This is a genomic window from Leifsonia sp. Ger2509 (assembly GCF_055231915.1).
Window position 1 is genome coordinate 650,825 of the sequence record NZ_JBUYVB010000003.1, and the last position, 20,847, is coordinate 671,671.

Genomic DNA, 20,847 nt, shown 5'->3' on the forward strand with positions numbered 1-20,847 from the left:
GCGTAGCGCGCGGGACGTCAGTGCACGACGGCCGGTTCTGCTGCGCTGACCGCCGGCGCTGCGTCGTGGACGGCGCGTGCGACCACCGGACCGCGGCGACGGAACAGGAGGGCCGCGATGATGGCGCCGACGGCGAAGAACGAGGCGCCCCAGAAGTACGCCACCGAGTAGCTGTGCACTGCAGCGTCCGTGATCACGCTCGGGCTCGGCGGGAGGTGCGCCGCGACGTAGTCGGTGGCCGCGGTCGCAGCGAGCGTGTTCAGCAGCGCGGTCCCGAGGGAGCCGCCGACCTGCTGGCTCGTGTTGACGGTGGCCGAGGCGACCCCCGCGAACGACCGGTCGACGCCGAGCGTCGCGGTCTGGATCGATGCGGGCATGATCGACCCCATCGCGAATCCGAGGATCAGCAGCGGAGGCAGGATGTCCGCGGCGTAGCTGCTGTGCTGGTCGAGATGGGTGAGATACAGCATCCCGATCGCTCCCAGCGTCATCCCGAACGGCACCATGACCTTCGGCCCGAACCGCGGCAGGAAGATGTTCGTCGACAGCTGCGCGGACGTGACCAGCATCGCGATCATCGGCAGGAAGCCGAGGCCGGTCTGGATGGGCGTGAAGTGCAGCGTCGTCTGCATGTAATACGTCACGAAGAGGAAGATTCCGAACATGCCCGCCCCGGCGATGAGCACCGAGATGAAGGCGGCGCCGCGGTTGCGGTTCAGGACGATCGACAGTGGCAGCAACGGATGCGCAGCCCGGCGCTGCCAGACCACGAAAGCGATCAGGAGGACGACTGCGGCAGCGAGGAAGCCCCAGGTGAGCGGCGAGTCCCAGCCCTCTGTCTCTGCGTTCGAGAAGCCGTAGACCAGGCTGAACAGGGCGCCGGAGACGAGCAGGGTTCCGGGGATGTCGAGCTTCGGCCGCGGCCCGCTGCGGGCAACCGACGTGACGAAGAGCATGGCTCCCACGATCGCGACCAGGGCGATGAAGACGTTGATGTAGAGGCTCCAGCGCCAGCTGAAGTACTGGGTGAGGAAGCCGCCGAGGAGGAGCCCGATGGCCCCGCCTGCGCCGGCGATGGCGCCGAAGACGCCGAACGCCCTGGCGCGTTCCTTGGGGATGGTGAAGGTCGTCGTCAGAACCGCCAGGGCGGTGGGGGCGAGGAGGGCGCCGAATGCGCCCTGGAGCGCCCGGGCGCCGACGAGCAGCCCGAAGGTGTTCGCCGCGCCGCCGAGAGCGGACGCCCCGGCGAAACCGATCAGGCCGATGATGAAAGTGCGTTTGCGCCCGATGAGGTCGGACAGGCGGCCGCCGAGCAACAGGAGGCTGCCGAAGGCGAGCGAGTACGCGGTGATGATCCACTGGCGTTCGGCGTTCGTGAATCCGAGGTCCGCCTGGGCGGACGGGAGCGCGATGTTGACGACCGTAGAGTCGAGCACGACCATGAGCTGGGCCAGACCGACGGTGGCGAGCGTCCACCAGTGGCGGGCCGAGGTGGGCGCCGGCGCGACGACGGACGTGGGAGATGTTGTGGGAGGCATGAGAACCACTATATCCGGAACTACGCAGTTTCGGATATAAAAAGTTCCATAAATGTTAGAATGAATCAGAACAACCGGATCACAAAGGGAGATGGCCGCAATGACGCAGCTCGACCTCACCCAGAACGAGGCGGCCGCAGAGCCGACCAAGCTCGGCCGCAAACGCGACCACACCCGTGACCCCGAGATCCTCGAGGCCGCGCTGGAGGTCCTCGCCGAGACCGGCTACGACGGCATGACCATCGAGATGGTGGCCAACCGCGCCAAGGCCGGCAAGGCCACGCTGTACCGGCGGTGGGCGTCGAAGGGCGAACTCGTCGTCGAGGCGGTGGCGTGCATGAAGACCGCCGACCTCGACCTCGACCACCTTCCAGACACCGGGACGCTCCGCGGCGACATGCTCGCGATGATCAAGCCGCACTCCATCGAGGACAGCGAGAAGAAACTCCAGGTGATGGGCGGCCTGATGTCGATGCTGTCGCGCACGCCGGAGCTCGCCGACGCGGTGAACGCTGCGATCGTGGAGCCCCGCGCCAAAGCGAACCGGGTCTTCCTCCGCCGCGCAGTCGAACGGGGCGAGATCTCCGCAGACATCGACATCGACTCCCTTGCCCTGCTCACTCCGTCGATGGCCGCATACCGCTCGCTCATCCAGCGCAAATCGGTCGACCGCAGCTACCTCATCTCCCTGATCGACGGCGTCCTGCTGCCTGCAGTCGGGCTCACTCCCCCGGCAGCCTGACGAGAATTATCGGGAGATCTTCGACAATCCCCTAGAACTTTGTCAGGACCTGTGCGTACGCTTCGAGGTCCGCCGGTATGTGCCGGGATCGAGGAATGGGGTGGATGGCATGGCGACTGGTTCGCAGAACGTCCCCCGGGCCTCACGTGCACCGTTGCGCGTCGGGATGATCTCCCGCAAGCGGCTCGAGCGTCTTGCGCGGCAGGACTCAGCGGTGGGGGCGTCGACCGGGCGGTTCGACGGTGAGGCGGAGCCGTCCACACCGACCGTGCAGGCGATCCAGGCGCACGCCAACGGCTACGCACGCCGGGAGGAGCAGCGCTTCCACTCGCGTGTCAGCGCGGAGCTCACGGAGTACCGGATGCTCGTCAGGGCACTCGACGACGACATCGCCAGCTACGAAGCGAAGACCGACGAGCTCGCTCCGCCCGATCGGGAGGCCATCGCCGAAGGTCACGGGCCGACCTTCGAAGAGCTGCGAAGGCTGGAGCGCCGCATCAGCCGGGGCCGCAGGCGCGTCGACGAGCTGAGGGCCGTCATCCAGGCCCGCTTCACGGCCGCCCGCTTGCGCGCGAGCCGGTACTACGACCACTCGGACGAGAAGATCGCCATCTACTGGGGCGCCTACCGGCGCTCCGGCACCCACGATCGCCCCGTCGACCGCGCCCCTGTGCTGCGGCGCTCCGATTGGCTGACGACCAAGGAACAGACCAAACTGCTCGAACTCTGGCAAGGGAGAACCGATGCCCAGACGTGACCGGCCGGTGGCCGACTACGACGTTCCCAAGACGGGGCGCATCCGCCGTCGCCTCTTCTGGCGGCTGCGACGGATGCGCGACGCCGTCGACGTCGAGACCCTCGAGGTCTTCGAACACGAGCTCTCCGCTTTCGAGCGGGCGGGGATCGCCGAACTCGACCGCCAACGCAGCCGCAACGTCGCGACCTGCGCTGAGAGGGTCTCGGACTCCCAGAAGCGCGAAGAGCTGATCCGCGCGGCGATCGTGCGCACCGACGACCAGATCAAGCGCGCCGACCTCGCGGTCGAACGCCTCGATGCCAAGCTCCTCGGGCGCGATCCCGAGCTGCACAACTACGCGTGATCGGCTGAAGGAGAACACCATGGCCAGGGACATCGTCTCGAAACCGCCGCGGATCCGGTCGCAGATAGGTCACATCTCGCCGTTCGCCCACGTGCTCGTGTACCTGCTGCTGCTCGGCATGATCACGGTCGACTACATCCTGCTGGCGCAGGCGCTCACGCTCCTGCTGCGTAACGACAGCCAGTACGGCTCGATCGGCCTGCAGATGTACGTGATCACCCTCGGCATCTCGCTCGCGGTCGTCGCGCTCCCCCACGTCGTCGCCATCCTGATGCGGCGGATCCAGGCGGGCGTGATGTCGCGCCGCTGGTCGATCCTCGCGATCGGGCTGTCTCTCGTCTGGGTCGCCATCCTCGCCGCGATCACCATCGCTCGGATCAAGGCCGGCATCGACGCCCAGAACGCGGGCGGCCTGACGGGCCTCGTGGGAGGCTCGACCTCCTCCGGAACGACCGGCTTCTCGTGGTCGGCGCCCGACACGATCATGGCGTTCCTCATGCTCGGCGTGCTGGCCACCTCCGGCGCGGTCAGCTTCATGGTCGCCTGGCTCACCACACGTCCACTGCTGAGTGCGGCCGAGAAGGCGCACTCCCACGCCGACAAGCTCCGCCTCTACCGCGACCAGCTCCTCGGTGAAGCCGTGCAGGCCCGCGAGGCGACGCAGCAGGCGCTCCGCCTCGATCACGAGGATGCGGTGCGCTACACCGGTGCGCGCATCACGTTCGCGGCGCGGGTCGACCTGCTCCGGGCGCAACTGGCGACCCGTCTCGCCCAGCACGAGCGCGACCCGGAGAGCACCAGCCAGATCATCCGGGAGCTGCGCGCGCGGCGGATGCCCGACCTTCCGACGACCCCGGAGACGCCCGAGGTCGCGCCGAGCGTACAGCCGTCGCAGCTCACCGACTGACCGAACGCCTCCGGACGCCTCCGAAGACCTCGAACGCGTCCGGCCCCGAAAGGACCGAAGAATGATCACCCGTCGAATCGCCAGAGCCGGCCTCGCCATCGCCGCCGTCCTCGCGCTCGGCGGCGGACTGACCGCCTGCGCCTCGGCGACCGCCGCCGGCGCGGCGTGCGACCAGTCGCAGAAACGGAACATGGGCGTCGTCGCCGGCAGCACCGCGAACGCCCCCGCGACGACGCTGGCCTCCTCGGCGGTCGAACAGCTCACGGCCGTCTCGAAGAGCAACGGCAGCGTGACGGTCGTCGTGCCCTCCGGCACGCCGCAGGTGATGGGGACGACCCTGGTCGGCTCGACGGCGCAGGATGCGATCGTCTGCCAGAACGACCAGCGCAACAAGCTCACCCAGATCACCGCGTACATCAACGGCCTGAAGGCCACGGTGCCGCAGGTCGACTTCCTCGGGTCGATCGACCGTGCCGCCCGCGACCTCGGGTCGAAGCCGATGGGCGTGCTCGTGGTCGGCAGCGGGCTGCAGACCACCGACCCGCTCGACTTCGCGACCAGCGGTGTGCTCTACGCCGAGCCCGCCCAGGTCGTCAGCGACCTGAAGTCGCGCAATCTCCTGCCGACGGACCTCAACGGCGTCACCGTCTACTGGTCCGGCATGGGCGATGTCGCCGGTGCGCAGGCACCCCTGACGATCCCGGCGCGCAGCAACCTCATCGCGGTCTGGACGGCGATCATCAGGGCGGCGGGCGGCACGCTGTCGCTGCTGCCGGAACCGTCCTCCGGAACCGCGGTCTCCGGCCTGCCCGAGGTCTCGACCGTGCCGATCGAATCGGTGCAGACGAAGACAGACTGGACGCATCCGATCGTCATCCGCAACAGCGATTTGCTGTTCGTGAAGGACACCGCGACGTTCGCCGATCCGACGAAGGCGCAGGGCGTCCTCGCCCAGTTGGTGCCGTCGATCGAGCAGAACGGCCAGCTGGTCACGATCACGGGCACCGCGTCGAAGGACCAGGCGACGACGAACACCGCCGATCTCGCCCTGTCGCGGCAGCGGGCGGATGCGGTGAAGGCCGCGCTCGTGCAGCTGGGCGTGCCAGCATCCCTCCTCCAGACCGCCGGCGTCGGGCACGACTGGTGCGGCTGGAAGAGCGAGACGGATGCGAGCGGCGCGTACTCGGACGCGCTCGCCCAGCAGAACCGCTCGGTGGTCCTCACCTCGCCGGGCGTCGGGCTCTGCGGCTAGTTCGCGGTTCTCACGCGATCCGGTACTCGCTCGGGTCGAACCGGCGCACCATGCGCCGGAACGATGCCGCCCTGCCCGGCCACAGCACCGTGTTGCGCCCGCTGCCCGGGTCGAGGAAGAAGTTCCCGCATCCGCTCGACCACACCCCGTCGGTCAAGGCGCGACCGAGCGACCGGTAGTACGCGGTGACGGACTCCGGCAACGCATCCGCCACCGCATCGCCGCGCATCCGCCGCAGCGCGTCGAGCGCGTAGCCGATCTGCGACTCGATCATGTAGACCGCGCTGTTATGCGAGAGCGCGGCGTTCGGTCCGTGCAGGAAGAAGAGGTTCGGGAAGCCGGGCACTGTCGCGCCGCGCAGGGCGAACATCCCGTCGCTCCAGGCATCCGCCAGCGTCGTGCCGTCCGCTCCGACGATGTGCTCCGCGATCCGGGGTCGCGTCGGCTCGAAACCGGTGGCGAAGACCAGCACGTCAAGCGGGTGCCGCGCGCCGTCGGAGGTGACCACTCCATCCGGTGTGATCCGTTCGACGCGGTCGGTCACGTAGTCGACGTTCGGCCGCTGGACGGCCGGGTAGAAGTCATCGGAGACGAGCACACGTTTGCAGCCGACGCGGTAGTCCGGATGGAGTCGCTCGCGGAGCCCGCGATCGGCGACCTGCGCGTGCAGGTGCCGTGTGGCGAGCAGTTCGATCGCACGGCCGAGGCGCGGGTGCGCGAACCCGAACCACCTGCTGTCGTAGACGGTGAAGGTGAGCGCCCGGCGGGCGCACTGCAGGGCCGGGACCGCCGCGAACAGGCGCCGGCGCCGGCCGCTGGTCGTCCGGTCGTGGCGCGGGATGATCCACGGAGGCGTCCGCTGGAAGACAGTGAGCTCCCCCACTGTCGGCTGCAGTGCCGGCACGATCTGGATGGCGGACGCGCCGGTTCCGATCACCCCCACCCGCGTGCCGCTGAGCTCGACCGAGTGGTCCCAGCGCGCGGAGTGGAAACTCGGGCCGGCGAAAGAGCTGAGTCCCTCGATCGGCGGCAGGTGCGGATCGACCAGTTGTCCATGCCCGGAGAGCAGGACGCGGCAGGTCACCGTGCCATCCGACGTGACGATCTTCCATCGGCGTTCCCCGGCGTTCCAGGCGGCTTCGAGCACGTCGCATCCGAACCGGATCCGTTCGCGCAGTCCCGGCCTCCGGGAGACCGCCTTCAGATAGTCGAGGATCTCGGGCTGCCCGCCGAACACGGAACTCCACGACGGGTTCGGCGCGAACGAGAAGGAATAGAGGTCGCTCGGGATGTCACACGCGGCGCCTGGGTAGGTGTTGTCCCGCCAGGTGCCTCCCACCTCGCCGGCGCGTTCCAGCACGACGAAATCGGTGAAGCCGTTCTCGAGAAGCTGCCACGCGGCCCCGACTCCGGCGATGCCAGCGCCGAGAACCGCGATGTCGACGTTGTCGTCCATCGTTCCGTTCCCGTCTTCAGGCGACGAAGCCGTCGGGCGGCAGCGCCGCGTACCAGGCGGCGATCTGGGAGCGTGAACGGAAGCCCATGCGCGCGCAGATCCGCTCGATGTGCGACTCGGCCGAGCGCTCGGTGATGGTGAGCCTGGCCGCGATCTCGCGGTTGGTCATGCCGTCGGCGACGAGAGCGGCGACCTCCCGTTGGCGCGGAGTCAAGGTCGGGAGCGCGTGGCTGCGAAGCGGTCCGAGCCCGAGGGCACGCCGCACCTCGCGGGCGAGCGCATCCACATCGCCGACGTACGGCAGGTGGGCCCGGCCGGGCAGCGCGACGAAACGGGCCCCAGGGATGAGTTCGGCGACAGCCCGTCCCTGCGCGACCGGCACCGCGCGATCGTGCTCACGGTGGATGACCGTGGTGGGCACGCGAATCGCGCCGAGGGCAGCGGACACATCGACCCGATAAGAGAGGGCGAGGAGATCGCGGGCGGTCGCTGCGGATGCCGACGCACGCTGATAACGGGCGAACATCGCGCGGGTCCGCGCGTCCGCGTCGGGCGCGAAAATGTCGGCCAGCACATCCGACCCGAGACCCCAGTTGGCGGCGACCAGCCCCAGGACGTGCTCCTGCACGTCCGGAGGGGCGATCTGCGCGCCGTCCGCCCATGCTCCGTAGATCACCAGGTGGTCGACCGAATCCGGATGCGCGCCCGTCCACCGCGCGGCGACCGCGGCCCCGAGCGAGGCGCCGAAGAGGTCGAAGCGTACGCCGCCGACCGCCTCGACCACGGCGTCGAGCGTCTCGAGTTCCAGCGCGATCGAGGGTGCGCCTCGATGCGGGCCGGACAAGCCGCATCCGGGAAGGTCGTAGCGGATGACGGTGCGGTCGTGTGCGAGCGCTTCGTAGAATCCGCGCTCGGGCGGGGTCGACCAGCCGAGGTCGAGGTGGCTGACCCATCCGGGGACGCAGACGAGCAGTGGGCCATCCCCGCTGGCGGCGTAGGCGACGCTGGTTCCATCGCGCAGCGCGGCCTCGCCGATTCGCTGTTCCACGGGCGACACTCTACTCAGCTGTCGTGACGGAGGCGGCAGAAGTTCTGCGACAGTGTTCATTTCTCAATCGTGCGCAGCCCGTTGCGGGCGCACAGCGTGGAAAACACGGCTTTCTCGCGCGAGGTTCGCCTAACCGCCGACCCAGAAGCCGCGGCCGCCGAACCATTCGCCGTATTCGCTGCCGAAATCCGCGTCGGGGGCGGATGCGCGCGACCCCAGGTACGACGAGACGACCGCCGCACCCAGATCGTCCAGCTCCGGCGCCACCACACGACCGGACACCCGCTTGGCCATCGACGCCACGAACCGGGCCAGCCCCGGGTCGTCGCCCAGGCGGAAGAACGTGGTCTGCGCGCCCAGCCGCCCGGAGTTGTCGAGCTCCTCGAACGTCCGCATGATCGTGCGCGGATGGGGAGGGTAGGAGAAGCTGACCGAACCGTCCGGCTCGAGATGAGACGTCGGTTCGCCGTCGGTGACGATCAGCAGCACCGGCTGGGCATTCGGATGCTTGCGGAAGTGGCGGTTCGCGAGCAGCAGCGCGTGGTGCAGGTTCGTCCCTTTGTCCCACATCGCGTCGAGGGCGGTCAGCTGCTCGATGTCCATCACTTCGGCGTGGCGGCCGAAGCCGATCAGCTGCAGGTGGTCGCCGCGGAAGCGGGACCGGATGAGCGTGTGGAGCGCCAGCGCCGTGCGCTTCATCGGGATCCACCGGTTGTCGAGCGCCATGGAGAACGACGTGTCGACGAGCAGGGCGACCGCCGCCTGGGTCCGGTCCTCTGTCTCCTGCACTTCGATGTCGTCGACCGCCACCAGGCGGCCTCCCCCGTCGCCGATGCGTCGGCGGACGCCGTTCAGGATGGTGCGCGGGATGTCCCATGGTTCCGTCGCGCCGAATTCCCACGGGCGCGTCGCTCCCGACGACTCCCCCGCTGCACCGGCCTGGTGCAGCTCCCGCTGCCCCTGCCGCCCGGAGGAGCGCGTCGCGATGTCCCGCAGCAGCGACTTTCCGAGCTGGCGCATCGCTTTCGGGGTGAGCTTGAGCGCGCCCGCCGAGTCCCGGCGCAGCGTTCCGCTCTCGCGCAGCGTCTTCTCCAGCTCGCGCAGCGTACGTGCCGAGATCGCAGCCTCATCGCCGAGCTGGCGCGAGAGCGTGTCGAGGTCGATGTCGTCCATCCGCGCGCCTCGATACGACTGCGACAACTGCTCGGAGAGCTCGTCGAGGTCCGCCAGATCCTGCAGGACGCCCGTGCCGTCCCCGAGGCCCAGCGACTGTTCGCCGTCGAAACGCTGCGAGCCGAGCCAGTCCTCCCCCGGCCGGAGCGCCTGCAGGTTGGCGTCGAGCTGCGACAGCGAGTCCATCAGCTCCGGTGTGCCGAACGCCTGGGCGGAGAGCTGCATCAGTTCGTCGCGCTGTTCCTGGGTCATCGAGTTGAGCATCCGCTGCGCCGCCGCGGAGCGCTTCGCGAGCGAGTCGATCAGCTCGTCGACGTTCTGCGGGTTGTCGGGGAAGAAGTCGCCGTGCTTGGACATGAAGTCGTCGAAGTCCTGCTGGGTGTCCTCACCGAGTCGATGTTTCTCCAGCAGTGTGTTGAGGTCGGTGAGCATGTCATTGATCGCCGCCCGGTCCTCATCCGTCGCGTTCTCCATCGCCTGCTTCATGCCCTCGAACCGCTGGTCGAGCAGTTCGCGGCCCATCAGGTCCTTGATCTTCTCGTAGTCGGCCCGCGCCTGCGGCGACTGCCACTGGTAGTCGCTCAGCTCGGTCACCGCAGCCGCCGTCGACGCGGGAAGGTTCTCCAGCCGCATCTCCGCGAACGCGCGATCGTCGTCATCCATGAGGGCATCGCGGGCGAGCTGTTTGCGCTCCTCGAGCACGGCATGGTCGAGCAACTGTTTCACCTCGTTGAGCGTGCCGTCGAGGTTGTGCCGGCGGAGCAGGTCGCGGCGGCGCTCGGCCACCCGTCGTGCCAGGTCGTCGAGCCCGGTCTGGTGCCTGCCGCCCCGGCGCAGGAACTCGTTCATCGCGCGCTCCGGCGAGGTTCCGCCCATGACCGATTCGCCGATAGCATCCAACGCCTCGGCGATGTCGACCGGCGGCGCGAGCGGGTCCCCGCCGTCGTACCGCCGGAAGTGCGTCCGTCCCCTAGCCATAGACGGTCTCGATCCCGTCCGTGTCCTTCCCGACCTTGCGGGCCAGGTACAGGCCTTCGAGGGCGAGCTCGATCGCGGCCGCCAGTTCGCCGTCGCTCTGCACGTCGAGCCGGTCGCCGATGTCGTCGTACAGCTCCGACTCGCCCAGCACCGGGAGGTCGTCGAGGAACTGCCGCGCCGCCACCTGCTCACCGGTGGTCACCATGGCGCCGTCCTCGATCGCGGCCACCAGAGGACCGAAGTCGAGCCCGCCGAAGTGCTGCCGGACCGCATCCGCCGTCGCCGTCCGCAACAGGTGGGTGAGCACATCGGACTCGCGCCCCTCCTCACCGCTCTCGAACTCGATCTTGCCAGCGAGCACGTCGACCGCCGCCTGCAGGTCGACCACCCGCGCGACCGCGTCATCCTCACCCTGAAGGGTCGCCCGGTGCAGCGCCGCCGCCGCGATGGTCTCCGCTCCGGCGATCGCGAACCGCGCGCTCACACCGCTGCGCTGGTCGACCGATGACGACTCGCGGAGGTTGCGGGTGAAGCGGGCCAGGATCTCGATCAGGTGGTCGGGAACGTCGGCGACCAGGTCGGCCTCCTGCCGGATCACGGCGACCTCGGCGTCCAGCCTGGTCGGGTAGTGGGTGCGGATCTCCGCGCCGAACCGATCCTTCAGCGGCGTGATGATACGGCCGCGGTTCGTGTAGTCCTCGGGGTTCGCGCTCGCGACGACCAGCACATCCAATGGCAGGCGCAGCACGTAACCGCGCACCTGGATGTCGCGCTCCTCCATCACGTTCAGCATGGCGACCTGGATGCGCTCGGCGAGGTCCGGCAGTTCGTTGATCGCGACGATCCCGCGGTGGCTGCGCGGGATCAGCCCGAAGTGAATGGTCTCGGGATCGCCCAGGGAACGCCCCTCCGCAACCTTCATCGGGTCGACATCGCCGATCAGGTCGGCGACCGACGTGTCCGGCGTCGCCAGCTTCTCCACGTAGCGCTCGTCGCGATGCCGCCACGCCACCGGGAGCCGGTCACCGAGCTCCAGGGCCCGGCGCTGGGATTCGTGGGTGATCGGATCGTACGGATGCTCGCCCAGCTCCGCCCCGTCGATCACCGGCGTCCACTCGTCGAGCAGGCCGCCGAGCGTTCGCAGGATGCGCGTCTTGCCCTGTCCGCGCTCGCCCAGGAGCACGACGTCGTGGCCGGCGATGAGGGCGCGTTCGAGTTGCGGGATGACGGTGGACTCGAAACCGTGGAGGCCCGGCCAGGGGTCTTCACCGGCCCGAAGTTTCGCCAGGAGGTTGTCGCGAATTTCGACCCGCAGCGGCTTCTGCACATGACCGGAGGCACGCAGCTCTCCGAGTGTCGTGATGGGTGGAGCCTGGGTCACCGAGTTGGTCACCTTTTCAGGCTAAACCCGCGCCGGGACGATTGGTCCGGACTCAGCCAAATGAGAGCATCCCGAAACGCGCGCGACGCATTCGGCGGGTGGCGCCTAGAGCGCCGGCATCTCCTTGATCTGGATGTCGGGCAGCCGCAGCATCCGGAACGACAGGAACAACCCGATCAGCCCGGCCAGGAGGGGGACGAGCAGCGCGATCTGCAGGGCGATCGGCCGCGCCTCCGTGTTGATGCGGATCACTTCGTCCTTGACGTCCTGCGGCTGGCCGGCCAGCTGCTCTTCGAGCTGGGTGTTGCTCATCACCTGGGCGTCGTGCTCGAGGGTCTGCACGACCTGCTGCTGGTCCGACTCGGGCAGCACCGTGCTCGAGGTGGCCATCCCCGAGAAGATCGGCACGAGAGCCGCCAGCAGGATCGCCCCGGCGAACGCGAGGCCGAACGACAGCCCGAACGAGCCGGCCGCGGAGTTCACGCCCGCCGCCTCGCTGACCCGCTCATCCGAGATCGGCGACAGCGTGTAGTTGTTCAGCTGCGACACCAGGAAGCCGAGGCCGGCCCCCGCGATGACGAGCGGCCCGAGCAACCACCACCCCGAGTCGGCGCGCGGCACGATGGGGATCAGAATGATGAGGCCGAGCGACAGCAGGGCGAAGCCCCAGCGGATCAGCACCACCGGTCTGCGGCGCCCCGCACGACGACCGGCGAGAGCCGCGATCGCGAACATCGTCAGCGACAGCGGTGCGATCGACAGGCCCGCCTGCAGGGCGTTGTACTCGAACACCATCTGCAGGTAGATCGGTAAGACGATCATCGTTCCGCCGAGCGCGATCTGCTGGAGCATCTGTTGCGAGATACCGAACCGGAAGTGTTTGGACCTGAAGAGCTCCGGGTCGAGCAGCGTGGCCTTGCTCAGCCGTTTACGCCGACGGAGCCAGAAGACGAGTCCGCCCAGCCCGAGGATGCCGACCGCCAGCAGCAGGCCGACCGAGCCGAGGCCTTCCTGCCAGGCGAGGATGCTGAGCACGATGCCGCCCATCCCGACGACCGAGAGCAGCGAGCCCACCCAGTCGACCGAGCGCGAACCGGTGTACGGCACATCGTGGACGAGCTTGATGCCGAGGAGCACGACGGCGATGATGACGGCTTCGAGCGCGAAGGCGACGCGCCACGACAGGAAGGTGGTGATGAACCCGCCGAGGAGAGGCCCGACAGCCGCGGCGATCGCAGCGGATGCGCCGACGAGCGCATACGCGCGGGTCTGGCCCGCACCGCGGAAGTTCCCGTGGATGAGCGACTGCATCGCCGGCAGGAGCAGCGACGCCCCCAGCCCGCCGATGATCGCCCAGAAGACGATGATCGCCAGGATCGTCTGCGCGAAGGTCATCGCGATGGCACCGGCCGCATAGGCCAGGAGTCCGATCACGTAGGCGCGCTTGCGGCCGATCAGGTCGCCGATCTTGCTCCCGATCAGGATGAACGCCGCCGAAACCAGCGCTTCGAGCGCGATCGCGGATTGGACGCTGCTCACCGTCGAGTTGAGGTCGCGCACCACCGCCGAGATCGAGACGTTCATGATCGACGTGTCGACGACGAGCACGAACATCGCCATCGCGAGAAGCAGCGCGAGGCGACCGTTGAATGCCTCTGTCTTGTCTGCAGCGCCGGTCTGCTCGCCGGTCATGGTCGGCCCCTGTCCGCTCGGGAACGGCCGCGCGTGCGGCTCATGACCTCACGATAGGACCGGCGGATGAGGCTGTCGTCATCCGGCCAGGGTGATGCGCAGGGTCAGTCGAGCTTCGGCAGCACGTGCACCGGGATCGCGATCGACAGCGCGATGCACACGATGCCGCCGAAGAAGGTGAGGCCCTGCCACGCCGGCAGGGTCGTCGCATAGCCGAGCACGACGATCCCTCCCACGAAGAGGACGAACGAAATGATGACTGCGATGCCTGTTCTCATGGTTCCGCCACCTCCGGTGCGGCCGGGGCCGCTTCATCACGCGTTGTGTTGGTATCGGCTGGATCGTGCTGCCGCCTGCTGGCGAAGAGGAACGGGATGCCGATCAGCTGGATCGCCCCGCCGATCACGAACGACGTTCCGTAGCCCCACAGGTCCGCTGCGCGGCCGAGCGCGGGCTGGATGAACACACCGCCCAGGCTCCCGAACAGCGATTCGAACGACAGCACCGTCGCACGCTGCTTCGAGGGGATCATGTCGTTGATGTAGGACTGCTGGATCGGCCCCGAGACTGCGAAGACGAAGCCCCAGATCACCAGGAACACCACGGCCAGCCAGAACATGCTCGTCACGCCGAGCACCACGAGGGCGACGACGCTGGCGATCGAGGCTCCGATGATCGTGCTGGTGCGACGCGCGAACAGCCTGCGCACGCGCGACGCCAGCATTCCACCGGCGACCTGTGACAACGACAGGATCGCGGCCGCGAGACCGGCGACCGAGTACGCCGTCTTGTCGCCGTACAACTGAAGCAGGTAGGGCTGCAGAGCGTAGAAGGCGTAGATGCCGACGCCGGATGCGAAGGGCGCGGCCAGGATCACGTAACGCACGGAGCGCCTCTTGAGGCCGTGCTCGATCGACATGTGCAGGATGTTCCTGGTCGCTTTGACCGGACCCATCGACTTGTCGGGCGCGAACCCGAGGTCCTTCATCACGAAGGCAGCGAAGACCAGCATCACGATGAGGATTCCCGCGCGTATCAGGAACGGGACCCCGAGGTTGGTCGCCTGAGCGATCACCCCGCCGAGCACGGAGCCGGTGAACATGGCGATGCCCGTGACGACCAGGCCTCTTCCGAAAACCGACTCGAGGCTCCCGGTGAAGCCCGTGAACGCCAGCGCATCGACGAGCCAGGCGTCGACCGCACCGGAGAAGAACGTGAACCCGAGCCCGAGCAGGATCGAGACGAGCGCCCACCACGGGAATGGCGCGTGCCAGAGCCACAGCAGCCAGTACAGGCCCGTCGTGACGGACAGGGTGATCGTTCCGAGCAGGTAGGACGCCTTGCGGCCGATCGTGTCGGCGACCACACCGGTCGGGATCTCGAAGATCACCATTCCTGCTGTGAAGAACGCGTTGGCGGCGAACGCTTCGAAGTTCGTCAGTCCGGCGTCGAGCAGGAAGATCGTGTTGATCCCCCAGATGAACGATGCGGCCAGCGTGTTGCCGAGAAGCAGAGTGAGGTAGATGCGCTGCACACGTCGCGCTGCCGGGTTCATGACCCGGCACCGATCGCTGCAGCGCGTTCGTCCACGAACCCATCATCGACCCGTTCGGGTGCGGATGGCTAGGGTTCGAAGGACTACCGTTGGAGGATGACGCCTCCCGAAACAGCGCCGAGCGAGGCAGACACTGCCAGCGAAGCGATCACCTTCTCCGAGCTCGGGCTGAGCGATGCGACGCTGAAGGCTCTCAAGGATGTGGGCTACGAGACCCCGTCTGCCATCCAGGCCGCGACCATCCCTCTTCTTCTGGCCGGCCGCGATGTCGTCGGCCTCGCGCAGACCGGCACCGGCAAGACGGCCGCGTTCGCGCTGCCGATCATCTCCCGGCTGGACACGTCCCAGAAGTCCCCGCAGGCCCTCGTGCTCGCCCCGACCCGCGAACTCGCACTCCAGGTCTGCGAGGCGTTCGAGAAGCATGCCGCCCACATCCGCGGCGTCCACGTCCTTCCCGTCTACGGCGGCCAGGGTTACGGCATCCAGCTCTCCGCGCTGCGGCGCGGCGTGCACGTCGTCGTCGGCACCCCCGGTCGCATCATGGACCATCTCGAGAAGGGGACGCTCGACCTCTCGGAGCTCAAGTACCTCGTGCTCGACGAGGCCGACGAGATGCTGAAGATGGGTTTCGCCGAGGATGTGGAGACCATCCTCGCCGACACCCCCGACGACAAACAGGTCGCGCTGTTCTCTGCCACGATGCCCGCGCAGATCCGGCGGATCTCGAAGAAGTACCTGCACGACCCCGAGGAGATCACGGTCAAGAGCAAGACCACGACCTCGGCGAACACGACGCAGCGGTACCTGATGGTGTCGTATCCGCAGAAGGTCGACGCGCTCACGCGCATCCTCGAAGTGGAGAACTTCGAGGGGATGATCGTCTTCGTCCGCACCAAGAACGAGACGGAGACGCTCGCCGAGAAGCTGCGCGCCAGGGGCTACTCCGCGATGGCGATCAACGGCGACGTCGCGCAGGTGCAGCGGGAGCGCACGGTCGAACAGCTCAGGGCGGGAAAACTGGACATCCTGGTGGCGACGGATGTCGCGGCTCGCGGACTCGACGTCGAGCGCATCAGCCATGTCGTCAACTACGACATCCCCATCGACACGGAGTCCTACGTCCATCGCATCGGCCGCACGGGCCGGGCCGGACGCAGCGGTGCCGCGATCAGTTTCGTGACCCCGCGCGAACGTCGCCTGCTCTCCGCCATCGAGAAGGCCACCCGCCAGCCGCTCACCCAGATGCAGCTGCCGACGGTCGAGGATGTGAACGTCACCCGCCTCGCCCGGTTCGACGACGCGATCACTGAAGCACTCGCACAGGCGGATCGCATCGATCATTTCCGCGACATCATCGGGCACTACGTCGAGCACCACGACGTGCCGGAGGCCGATGTCGCCGCCGCGCTCGCGGTCGTCGCCCAGGGTGACGAGCCGCTGCTCCTCTCCGCCGACGACGCACTCTCCCGCCGCTTCGAGAGGGATGACCGGGCCGGCGACGACCGCGGCGCCCGCGACGACCGCAGCGGTCGCGGCGATCGCGGAGGGCGGCCGGAGCGCCCGGAGCGCCGCGCCCGACCGAGCAGCGGTCCGATGGCGGCCTACCGCATCGAGGTCGGCCGGCGGCAGAAGGTCGAGCCGCGGCAGATCGTCGGGGCGCTCGCCAATGAGGGGGGTCTCAGCCGCGAGGACTTCGGCGCCATCAAGATCCTTCCCGATTTCTCGCTCGTCGAGCTTCCGGCCGACCTCCCCGGCGGAGTGCTGGCGAAGCTCAAGGACACGCGTATCAGCGGCAAGCTCATCGAGATCCGGCCCGACCGTGGCCGCGGAGCCAGGCGGGACGACCGCGGTCCGCGCGATGACCGGTCGGACGGGGCGCCGCGCAAGCCGCGCCATGGCAGTTAACGGCTTCGCCGCCCGATCGAGTCGGCGCTAACCGACCGAAACGCCGCGCGGAGAGGTTCCTTAGCGACGACTCGACGCAAGCATCGCGTGTTCGCGGGCTCGGCTACGCGGGCAGCGAGCGTGGCAGACCGAACGACGGCAGCACGCTGCCCTCGAACCGGGTGATCCCGCTCACTCCGTCGCTGCGCACGTCGAGCACGAAGAACCCGACCCCGTGGCGGATGCCCCCGGCCGGGACCCGCAGGTACATCGCGAAGGCGGGCTGGCCGTTCGCCCGCGTCGGGACCAGATCGTAGATCTTTCCCGGACGGAAGACGACCGTCTCGAAGAACGCGCCGACCGCCTCACGACCGAGGTATTCGATGGCCATCGGCGGCATCGTCATGCGCACATCGGTGGTGAGCAGCCCGACCAGAGCGTCGACATCGCCCGACTCGTACGCGTGCGTGAACGCTGCCACGAGTGCGCGTTCCTCGGGTGAGTCCACGGCGGGCATGGCCTCCCGGTCGGTCTCCGGCAGCGTGCGGCGAAGCCCGGCACGGGCGCGCTTGAGCACGCTGTTCACCGATTCGACGGTCGTGCCGAGCATGTCCGCCACCTCGGCGGCATGGAACCCGAGAACGTCGCGCAGGATGAGCACGGCGACCTGGCGCGGCGGCAGGATCTGGAGGGCGGTCACGAACGCCAGCGAGATGGACTCCCGCTGCTCGTAGCGGGCCTCGGGCCCAGGCGGCACGTTCGCCGAACCCTCGAGGAGGATATCGGGGTATGGCTCGAGCCAGACGATCTCGCCCATCCTCGTGGGCTCGGGCGGTTCGACGTCAGGGATGTCCCACTCCTTCGCCGGGCGGCGAGCGGCTGAACGACGCGCGTTGAGGCACCGGTTCGTCGCGATCCGGTACAGCCAGGTGCGCAGGGAGGAACGTCCCTCGAAACCGCGGAGGCCCTGCCAGGCGGTCAGCATCGTGTCCTGGAGCGCGTCCTCCGCGTCCTGGAACGACCCGAGCATCCGGTAGCAGTGCACCTGCAGTTCCCGGCGATGCGGTTCCACCAGTTCGCGGAAGGCATCACCGTCCCCGGCCCGCGCCCTGGTCATCAGCTCACCGGCGACAACGGTCATCCCAGCGCCACCCTTCTTTCGACTGCCTACAGCTGTACTGACACCGGGCGGCCACGGAACTGGGCGGTCGCGGCGCGCCCAGTTTCCGCACCGCATGGTGTCTGCATCATCGACGACCCGGACGATCCGAGGGTACGTCACAGACCGACAGGGAGAACAGAGATGTTGCTGAACGACAAAGTGGCCGTGGTGTACGGAGCAGGAGGCGCCATCGGCGGCGCGATCGCCCGCGCGTTCGCGGCGGAGGGGGCGGAAGTGCACGTCACCGGCCGTCGCCGCGCAGCCGTCGACGAGGTCGCCGGCTCGATCGCCGCGGCCGGAGGAAAGGCCGAAGCGGCGGACGTCGACGCACTGGATGAACGTGCGATCGACGATCACCTGCAATCCGTGATCGACAGGGCAGGTCGCGTCGACATCTCGTTCAACGCCGTCGGCCTCCGGGATACGACCGTCCTCGGCGTCCCGCTCACCGAGTTGTCCGCCGAAGACTTCGTGCTGCCCATCACCGCGTACGCGACCTCGTACTTCCTGACGTCCCGGCTGGCGGCCCGGCGGATGGTTCCGAACCGGTCGGGCGTGATCATGACGCTCTCCGCGCTGCCGGCACGCAAAGGCACGCTGCTGAACGGCGGATACGGCCCGGCACAGGCGGTCAAAGAGGCGATGACGCGCGACCTGTCCGCCGAACTCGCACCCTCCGGAGTGCGGGTGGTCGCGATCCGGCCCCATGGTATCCCCGAGACCGATACGATGCGGCACTCGTACGAGACCAGGCCGCCCGGGATGACCTGGGAGCAGTTCGAGGCCTTCCTGGCGAGCACGACCCATCCGCGCCGCACGATGGCCCTCGACGAGGCGGCGAACGTCGCCGCCTTCGTGGCGTCGGACCGCGCGAGCGGACTGACCGGGACGGTCGTCAACCTGACGATGGGCAGCCTCGACGACTGATCCGCCGGGCGGAGTCGCCGCCGCCGCTACTTCAGGAGGATCTTGAGGATGATCGCCAGGGCGCCGAGACTCGCGGTCGCCGCTGTGCCGAGAACGTGCCCGTACCAGGGGATGCCACGTTTCGAGAACGCCACCCAGCCGACCGCCGCCAGGATGACGACGCCGGAGAGCAGCGCTGCCCAGTACGCGGCCTCTCCGCCGTGCAGCCCGTTGACGCCTGCGACCAGGAAGAAGAGCGGCACGACCGCGGCGTACAGGAGTCCCTTCGCCCGGTGCAGGGCGAACCGCATGGAGACGAGAAGGTGGATGGGCTCATCCGGTCGCCTGCCCTCGGCCGCGACCGCCTGCACGAAGACGTCGGTCGCCCAGAAGACCAGCACACTGACGATGGTGATCGTGAACACGTCGGCCAGGCCGCGACTCTCGTCGGCGACCGAGATGATGACGCTCACGAGCACGGTGCCGGAGACGAACTGGGGCGTCACGAAATTGCGCCGGGCCCAGGACGGATGCGGGCGCTCCCCGGCGACGCGCTGGACCGGAGGGATCGCCCAGCCTTTCCGCCCAGCCATGAGCCACAGCCTAGGCGCCTGAGGCACGTTTCACCCTGATGAGGTGATGCGCGCTGCAGCGGCTTCCGATGCGATGGAGACGTTCATCATCCACCACACGACGAAGGAACCCATCATGGCTGACGATGCCCCCGTTCTCGACCTGATCGCCCAACTGACCGCAGATTCCCTTGCGGCCTCCTCCCTCGATCCCCAGACCTTGATGCTGGTCCGCATCGCGGCCCTCGTCGCGGTCGATGCACCGCCGGTCTCCTATGTGCTGAACATCGGTGCGGCCGGCGAGGTGGGACTCGACGCCGAGGCGATCCGCGGCGTCCTCACTGCGATCGCGCCGATCGTCGGCACCCCGCGCGTCGCGGCGGCGACCGGGAACATCGTCCAGGCGCTCGCCATCGAGATCGAGGCAGCCATCGAGGCGATCGCCGAGGCCGACGACGAGGGCTGAGTCCCGCGTGCTGCACGCGTGACCGATGCGCCAGGTCGGGCCTCGGCCTGACGGCCGCGCTCCGCCTCTGACACTTACTCGGAGCGCGAGAACTCCGCTGCCCTGGCCACCTGCTCCGGCGTCAGGGACACGCCCGTGTAGCGCTCGAACTGACGCGCCGCCTGCAGGGCGATCACCTCGGCGCCCGTGATCAGGTCCGCGCCCGCCGCGCGCCCGGCCGCGATCAGGGGCGTCTCCGACGGGAACGCGACGACATCGAACACGGTCGACGCTCGCTCGATGTGATCCGCACCGAACGCGAGCACGTCCTCCGCGTCCCCGCGCATCCCCAGCGGCGTCACATTCACGAGGACGTCGAACCCTGGCTCGGGGTCTTCGGCGACCCAGTGGAAGCCGTAGCGCTCGGCCAGGGCCGAGCCTGCAGCAGCGTTCCGCGCGACGATGGTCACGCGGTCGAAGCCCGCATCGCGGAAGGCCGCTGCCACGGCGGAGGCCATCCCGCCCGAGCCGCGCAGCAGAACGCGCTGGGCCGGGTCGACCTTCCGCTCGGCGAGAAGCTGGGCGATGGCCTCGTAGTCGGTGTTCGAGGCCGTCAGCACACCGCCGTCGTTGACGACCGTGTTCACCGATCGGATGGCGACGGCCGACGGCTCCATCACGTCGACCAGCGGGATGATCGCTTCTTTGAACGGCATCGACACCGAGCATCCGCGGATGCCCAGGGCCCGCATCCCGCGCACCGCGCCCTCGAGATCGGTGGTGGTGAACGCCTTGTAGATGAAGTTCAGCCCCAGCTCGTCGTAGAGGTAGTTGTGGAACCGCGTGCCGAGGTTGCTGGGCCGGGCTGCGAGCGACATGCAGACCTGCATGTCCTTGTTCAGGATGGGCATGGCCCCATCCTGTCAGGCCAGTTCGGCAGGAGCTGCTGATTTGGGGGGAAGAAGATCGGCTGGCGCCGACGCGGCACGCGCAATACCCGCTGGCCCTTCGCGGTCGCGTATCTTTGCCGCATATGCTGGCCCAATGAGATGGGGG

At 68.4% G+C, this 20,847-nt stretch carries 19 protein-coding genes; 8 read left to right on the plus strand and 11 right to left on the minus strand.

Annotation, left to right across the window (positions count from 1 at the left end):
• Positions 1-17: 17 nt before the first annotated feature.
• On the minus strand, positions 18-1,538 hold the full coding sequence (locus ACV7NN_RS03405; protein WP_463348180.1) for an MFS transporter: 1,521 nt from the start codon (positions 1,536-1,538) through the stop codon (positions 18-20).
• Between the two features lie 100 nt (positions 1,539-1,638).
• On the opposite strand from ACV7NN_RS03405, the gene ACV7NN_RS03410 reads away from it, so the two are divergent.
• The 5 genes from ACV7NN_RS03410 (at position 1,639) to ACV7NN_RS03430 (ending at position 5,539) form a co-directional block, all read left to right on the plus strand.
• On the plus strand, positions 1,639-2,280 hold the full coding sequence (locus ACV7NN_RS03410) for a TetR/AcrR family transcriptional regulator (protein ID WP_463348181.1): 642 nt from the start codon (positions 1,639-1,641) through the stop codon (positions 2,278-2,280).
• A 109-nt stretch (positions 2,281-2,389) separates the two neighbouring features.
• Positions 2,390-3,037 carry a hypothetical protein gene (locus ACV7NN_RS03415; RefSeq protein WP_463348182.1) on the plus strand — a complete coding sequence of 216 codons (648 nt, stop codon included), beginning with the start codon at positions 2,390-2,392 and terminating at the stop codon, positions 3,035-3,037.
• Positions 3,024-3,380, plus strand: a complete 357-nt coding sequence (locus ACV7NN_RS03420; protein WP_463348183.1) for a hypothetical protein — start codon at positions 3,024-3,026, stop codon at positions 3,378-3,380. Before ACV7NN_RS03415 ends, ACV7NN_RS03420 begins: the two co-directional genes overlap by 14 nt.
• A 19-nt stretch (positions 3,381-3,399) precedes the next feature.
• Complete coding sequence (locus ACV7NN_RS03425; RefSeq protein ID WP_463348184.1) at positions 3,400-4,287, plus strand: hypothetical protein; 888 nt, start codon at positions 3,400-3,402, stop codon at positions 4,285-4,287.
• Between the two features lie 61 nt (positions 4,288-4,348).
• Positions 4,349-5,539, plus strand: a complete 1,191-nt coding sequence (locus ACV7NN_RS03430; RefSeq protein ID WP_463348185.1) for an OmpA family protein — start codon at positions 4,349-4,351, stop codon at positions 5,537-5,539.
• A gap of 10 nt (positions 5,540-5,549) precedes the next feature.
• Here the strand turns inward: ACV7NN_RS03430 and ACV7NN_RS03435 are convergent, their stop codons facing one another.
• From ACV7NN_RS03435 to ACV7NN_RS03465, 7 genes are all read right to left on the minus strand, one after another.
• Complete coding sequence (locus ACV7NN_RS03435; RefSeq protein ID WP_463348186.1) at positions 5,550-6,995, minus strand: flavin-containing monooxygenase; 1,446 nt, start codon at positions 6,993-6,995, stop codon at positions 5,550-5,552.
• Between the two features lie 16 nt (positions 6,996-7,011).
• Positions 7,012-8,043 (minus strand): alpha/beta fold hydrolase, encoded by a 1,032-nt coding sequence (locus ACV7NN_RS03440; protein ID WP_463348187.1) that lies wholly within the window; start codon positions 8,041-8,043, stop codon positions 7,012-7,014.
• Positions 8,044-8,172: 129 nt separating this feature from the next.
• Complete coding sequence (locus ACV7NN_RS03445; RefSeq protein ID WP_463348188.1) at positions 8,173-10,194, minus strand: vWA domain-containing protein; 2,022 nt, start codon at positions 10,192-10,194, stop codon at positions 8,173-8,175.
• The gene (locus ACV7NN_RS03450) at positions 10,187-11,575 is read right to left on the minus strand and encodes a sigma 54-interacting transcriptional regulator (RefSeq protein ID WP_463351225.1); all 1,389 of its coding nucleotides are present in this window, start codon (positions 11,573-11,575) and stop codon (positions 10,187-10,189) included. Before ACV7NN_RS03450 ends, ACV7NN_RS03445 begins: the two co-directional genes overlap by 8 nt.
• A 105-nt stretch (positions 11,576-11,680) precedes the next feature.
• Entirely contained in the window at positions 11,681-13,267 is a 1,587-nt protein-coding gene (locus ACV7NN_RS03455) for an MFS transporter (protein ID WP_463348189.1), read from the minus strand.
• Between the two features lie 104 nt (positions 13,268-13,371).
• Positions 13,372-13,545 carry a hypothetical protein gene (locus tag ACV7NN_RS03460; protein WP_463348190.1) on the minus strand — a complete coding sequence of 58 codons (174 nt, stop codon included), beginning with the start codon at positions 13,543-13,545 and terminating at the stop codon, positions 13,372-13,374.
• Entirely contained in the window at positions 13,542-14,822 is a 1,281-nt protein-coding gene (locus ACV7NN_RS03465) for an MFS transporter (RefSeq protein ID WP_463348191.1), read from the minus strand. Before ACV7NN_RS03465 ends, ACV7NN_RS03460 begins: the two co-directional genes overlap by 4 nt.
• 96 nt (positions 14,823-14,918) lie before the next feature.
• On the opposite strand from ACV7NN_RS03465, the gene ACV7NN_RS03470 reads away from it, so the two are divergent.
• Positions 14,919-16,727 (plus strand): DEAD/DEAH box helicase, encoded by a 1,809-nt coding sequence (locus ACV7NN_RS03470; protein WP_463348192.1) that lies wholly within the window; start codon positions 14,919-14,921, stop codon positions 16,725-16,727.
• Positions 16,728-16,830: 103 nt separating this feature from the next.
• Here the strand turns inward: ACV7NN_RS03470 and ACV7NN_RS03475 are convergent, their stop codons facing one another.
• Positions 16,831-17,847 (minus strand): sigma-70 family RNA polymerase sigma factor, encoded by a 1,017-nt coding sequence (locus tag ACV7NN_RS03475; RefSeq protein ID WP_463348193.1) that lies wholly within the window; start codon positions 17,845-17,847, stop codon positions 16,831-16,833.
• Positions 17,848-18,009: 162 nt separating this feature from the next.
• Here ACV7NN_RS03475 and ACV7NN_RS03480 point away from each other — a divergent pair, with 162 nt between their 5' ends.
• Positions 18,010-18,795 (plus strand): SDR family NAD(P)-dependent oxidoreductase, encoded by a 786-nt coding sequence (locus ACV7NN_RS03480; protein WP_463348194.1) that lies wholly within the window; start codon positions 18,010-18,012, stop codon positions 18,793-18,795.
• A gap of 26 nt (positions 18,796-18,821) precedes the next feature.
• On the opposite strand, the gene ACV7NN_RS03485 is transcribed toward ACV7NN_RS03480, so the two are convergent.
• Entirely contained in the window at positions 18,822-19,367 is a 546-nt protein-coding gene (locus ACV7NN_RS03485) for a hypothetical protein (protein ID WP_463348195.1), read from the minus strand.
• 115 nt (positions 19,368-19,482) lie between these two features.
• On the opposite strand from ACV7NN_RS03485, the gene ACV7NN_RS03490 reads away from it, so the two are divergent.
• The gene (locus ACV7NN_RS03490) at positions 19,483-19,812 is read left to right on the plus strand and encodes a carboxymuconolactone decarboxylase family protein (RefSeq protein ID WP_463348196.1); all 330 of its coding nucleotides are present in this window, start codon (positions 19,483-19,485) and stop codon (positions 19,810-19,812) included.
• Between the two features lie 74 nt (positions 19,813-19,886).
• On the opposite strand, the gene ACV7NN_RS03495 is transcribed toward ACV7NN_RS03490, so the two are convergent.
• Entirely contained in the window at positions 19,887-20,702 is an 816-nt protein-coding gene (locus ACV7NN_RS03495) for a shikimate 5-dehydrogenase (protein ID WP_463348197.1), read from the minus strand.
• Positions 20,703-20,847: the final 145 nt, after the last annotated feature.

Excerpts from the sequence above, each read along its gene's own strand:
- ACV7NN_RS03405 (WP_463348180.1), bottom strand. The coding sequence starts at position 1,538 with ATGCCTCCCACAACATCTCCCACGTCCGTCGTCGCGCCGGCGCCCACC.
- ACV7NN_RS03410 (WP_463348181.1), top strand. The coding sequence starts at position 1,639 with ATGACGCAGCTCGACCTCACCCAGAACGAGGCGGCCGCAGAGCCGACC.
- ACV7NN_RS03415 (WP_463348182.1), top strand. The coding sequence starts at position 2,390 with ATGGCGACTGGTTCGCAGAACGTCCCCCGGGCCTCACGTGCACCGTTG.
- ACV7NN_RS03420 (WP_463348183.1), top strand. The coding sequence starts at position 3,024 with ATGCCCAGACGTGACCGGCCGGTGGCCGACTACGACGTTCCCAAGACG.
- ACV7NN_RS03425 (WP_463348184.1), top strand. The coding sequence starts at position 3,400 with ATGGCCAGGGACATCGTCTCGAAACCGCCGCGGATCCGGTCGCAGATA.
- ACV7NN_RS03430 (WP_463348185.1), top strand. The coding sequence starts at position 4,349 with ATGATCACCCGTCGAATCGCCAGAGCCGGCCTCGCCATCGCCGCCGTC.
- ACV7NN_RS03435 (WP_463348186.1), bottom strand. The coding sequence starts at position 6,995 with ATGGACGACAACGTCGACATCGCGGTTCTCGGCGCTGGCATCGCCGGA.
- ACV7NN_RS03445 (WP_463348188.1), bottom strand. The coding sequence starts at position 10,194 with ATGGCTAGGGGACGGACGCACTTCCGGCGGTACGACGGCGGGGACCCG.
- ACV7NN_RS03455 (WP_463348189.1), bottom strand. The coding sequence starts at position 13,267 with ATGACCGGCGAGCAGACCGGCGCTGCAGACAAGACAGAGGCATTCAAC.
- ACV7NN_RS03460 (WP_463348190.1), bottom strand. The coding sequence starts at position 13,545 with ATGAGAACAGGCATCGCAGTCATCATTTCGTTCGTCCTCTTCGTGGGA.
- ACV7NN_RS03465 (WP_463348191.1), bottom strand. The coding sequence starts at position 14,822 with ATGAACCCGGCAGCGCGACGTGTGCAGCGCATCTACCTCACTCTGCTT.
- ACV7NN_RS03470 (WP_463348192.1), top strand. The coding sequence starts at position 14,919 with ATGACGCCTCCCGAAACAGCGCCGAGCGAGGCAGACACTGCCAGCGAA.
- ACV7NN_RS03475 (WP_463348193.1), bottom strand. The coding sequence starts at position 17,847 with ATGACCGTTGTCGCCGGTGAGCTGATGACCAGGGCGCGGGCCGGGGAC.
- ACV7NN_RS03480 (WP_463348194.1), top strand. The coding sequence starts at position 18,010 with ATGTTGCTGAACGACAAAGTGGCCGTGGTGTACGGAGCAGGAGGCGCC.
- ACV7NN_RS03485 (WP_463348195.1), bottom strand. The coding sequence starts at position 19,367 with ATGGCTGGGCGGAAAGGCTGGGCGATCCCTCCGGTCCAGCGCGTCGCC.
- ACV7NN_RS03490 (WP_463348196.1), top strand. The coding sequence starts at position 19,483 with ATGGCTGACGATGCCCCCGTTCTCGACCTGATCGCCCAACTGACCGCA.
- ACV7NN_RS03495 (WP_463348197.1), bottom strand. The coding sequence starts at position 20,702 with ATGCCCATCCTGAACAAGGACATGCAGGTCTGCATGTCGCTCGCAGCC.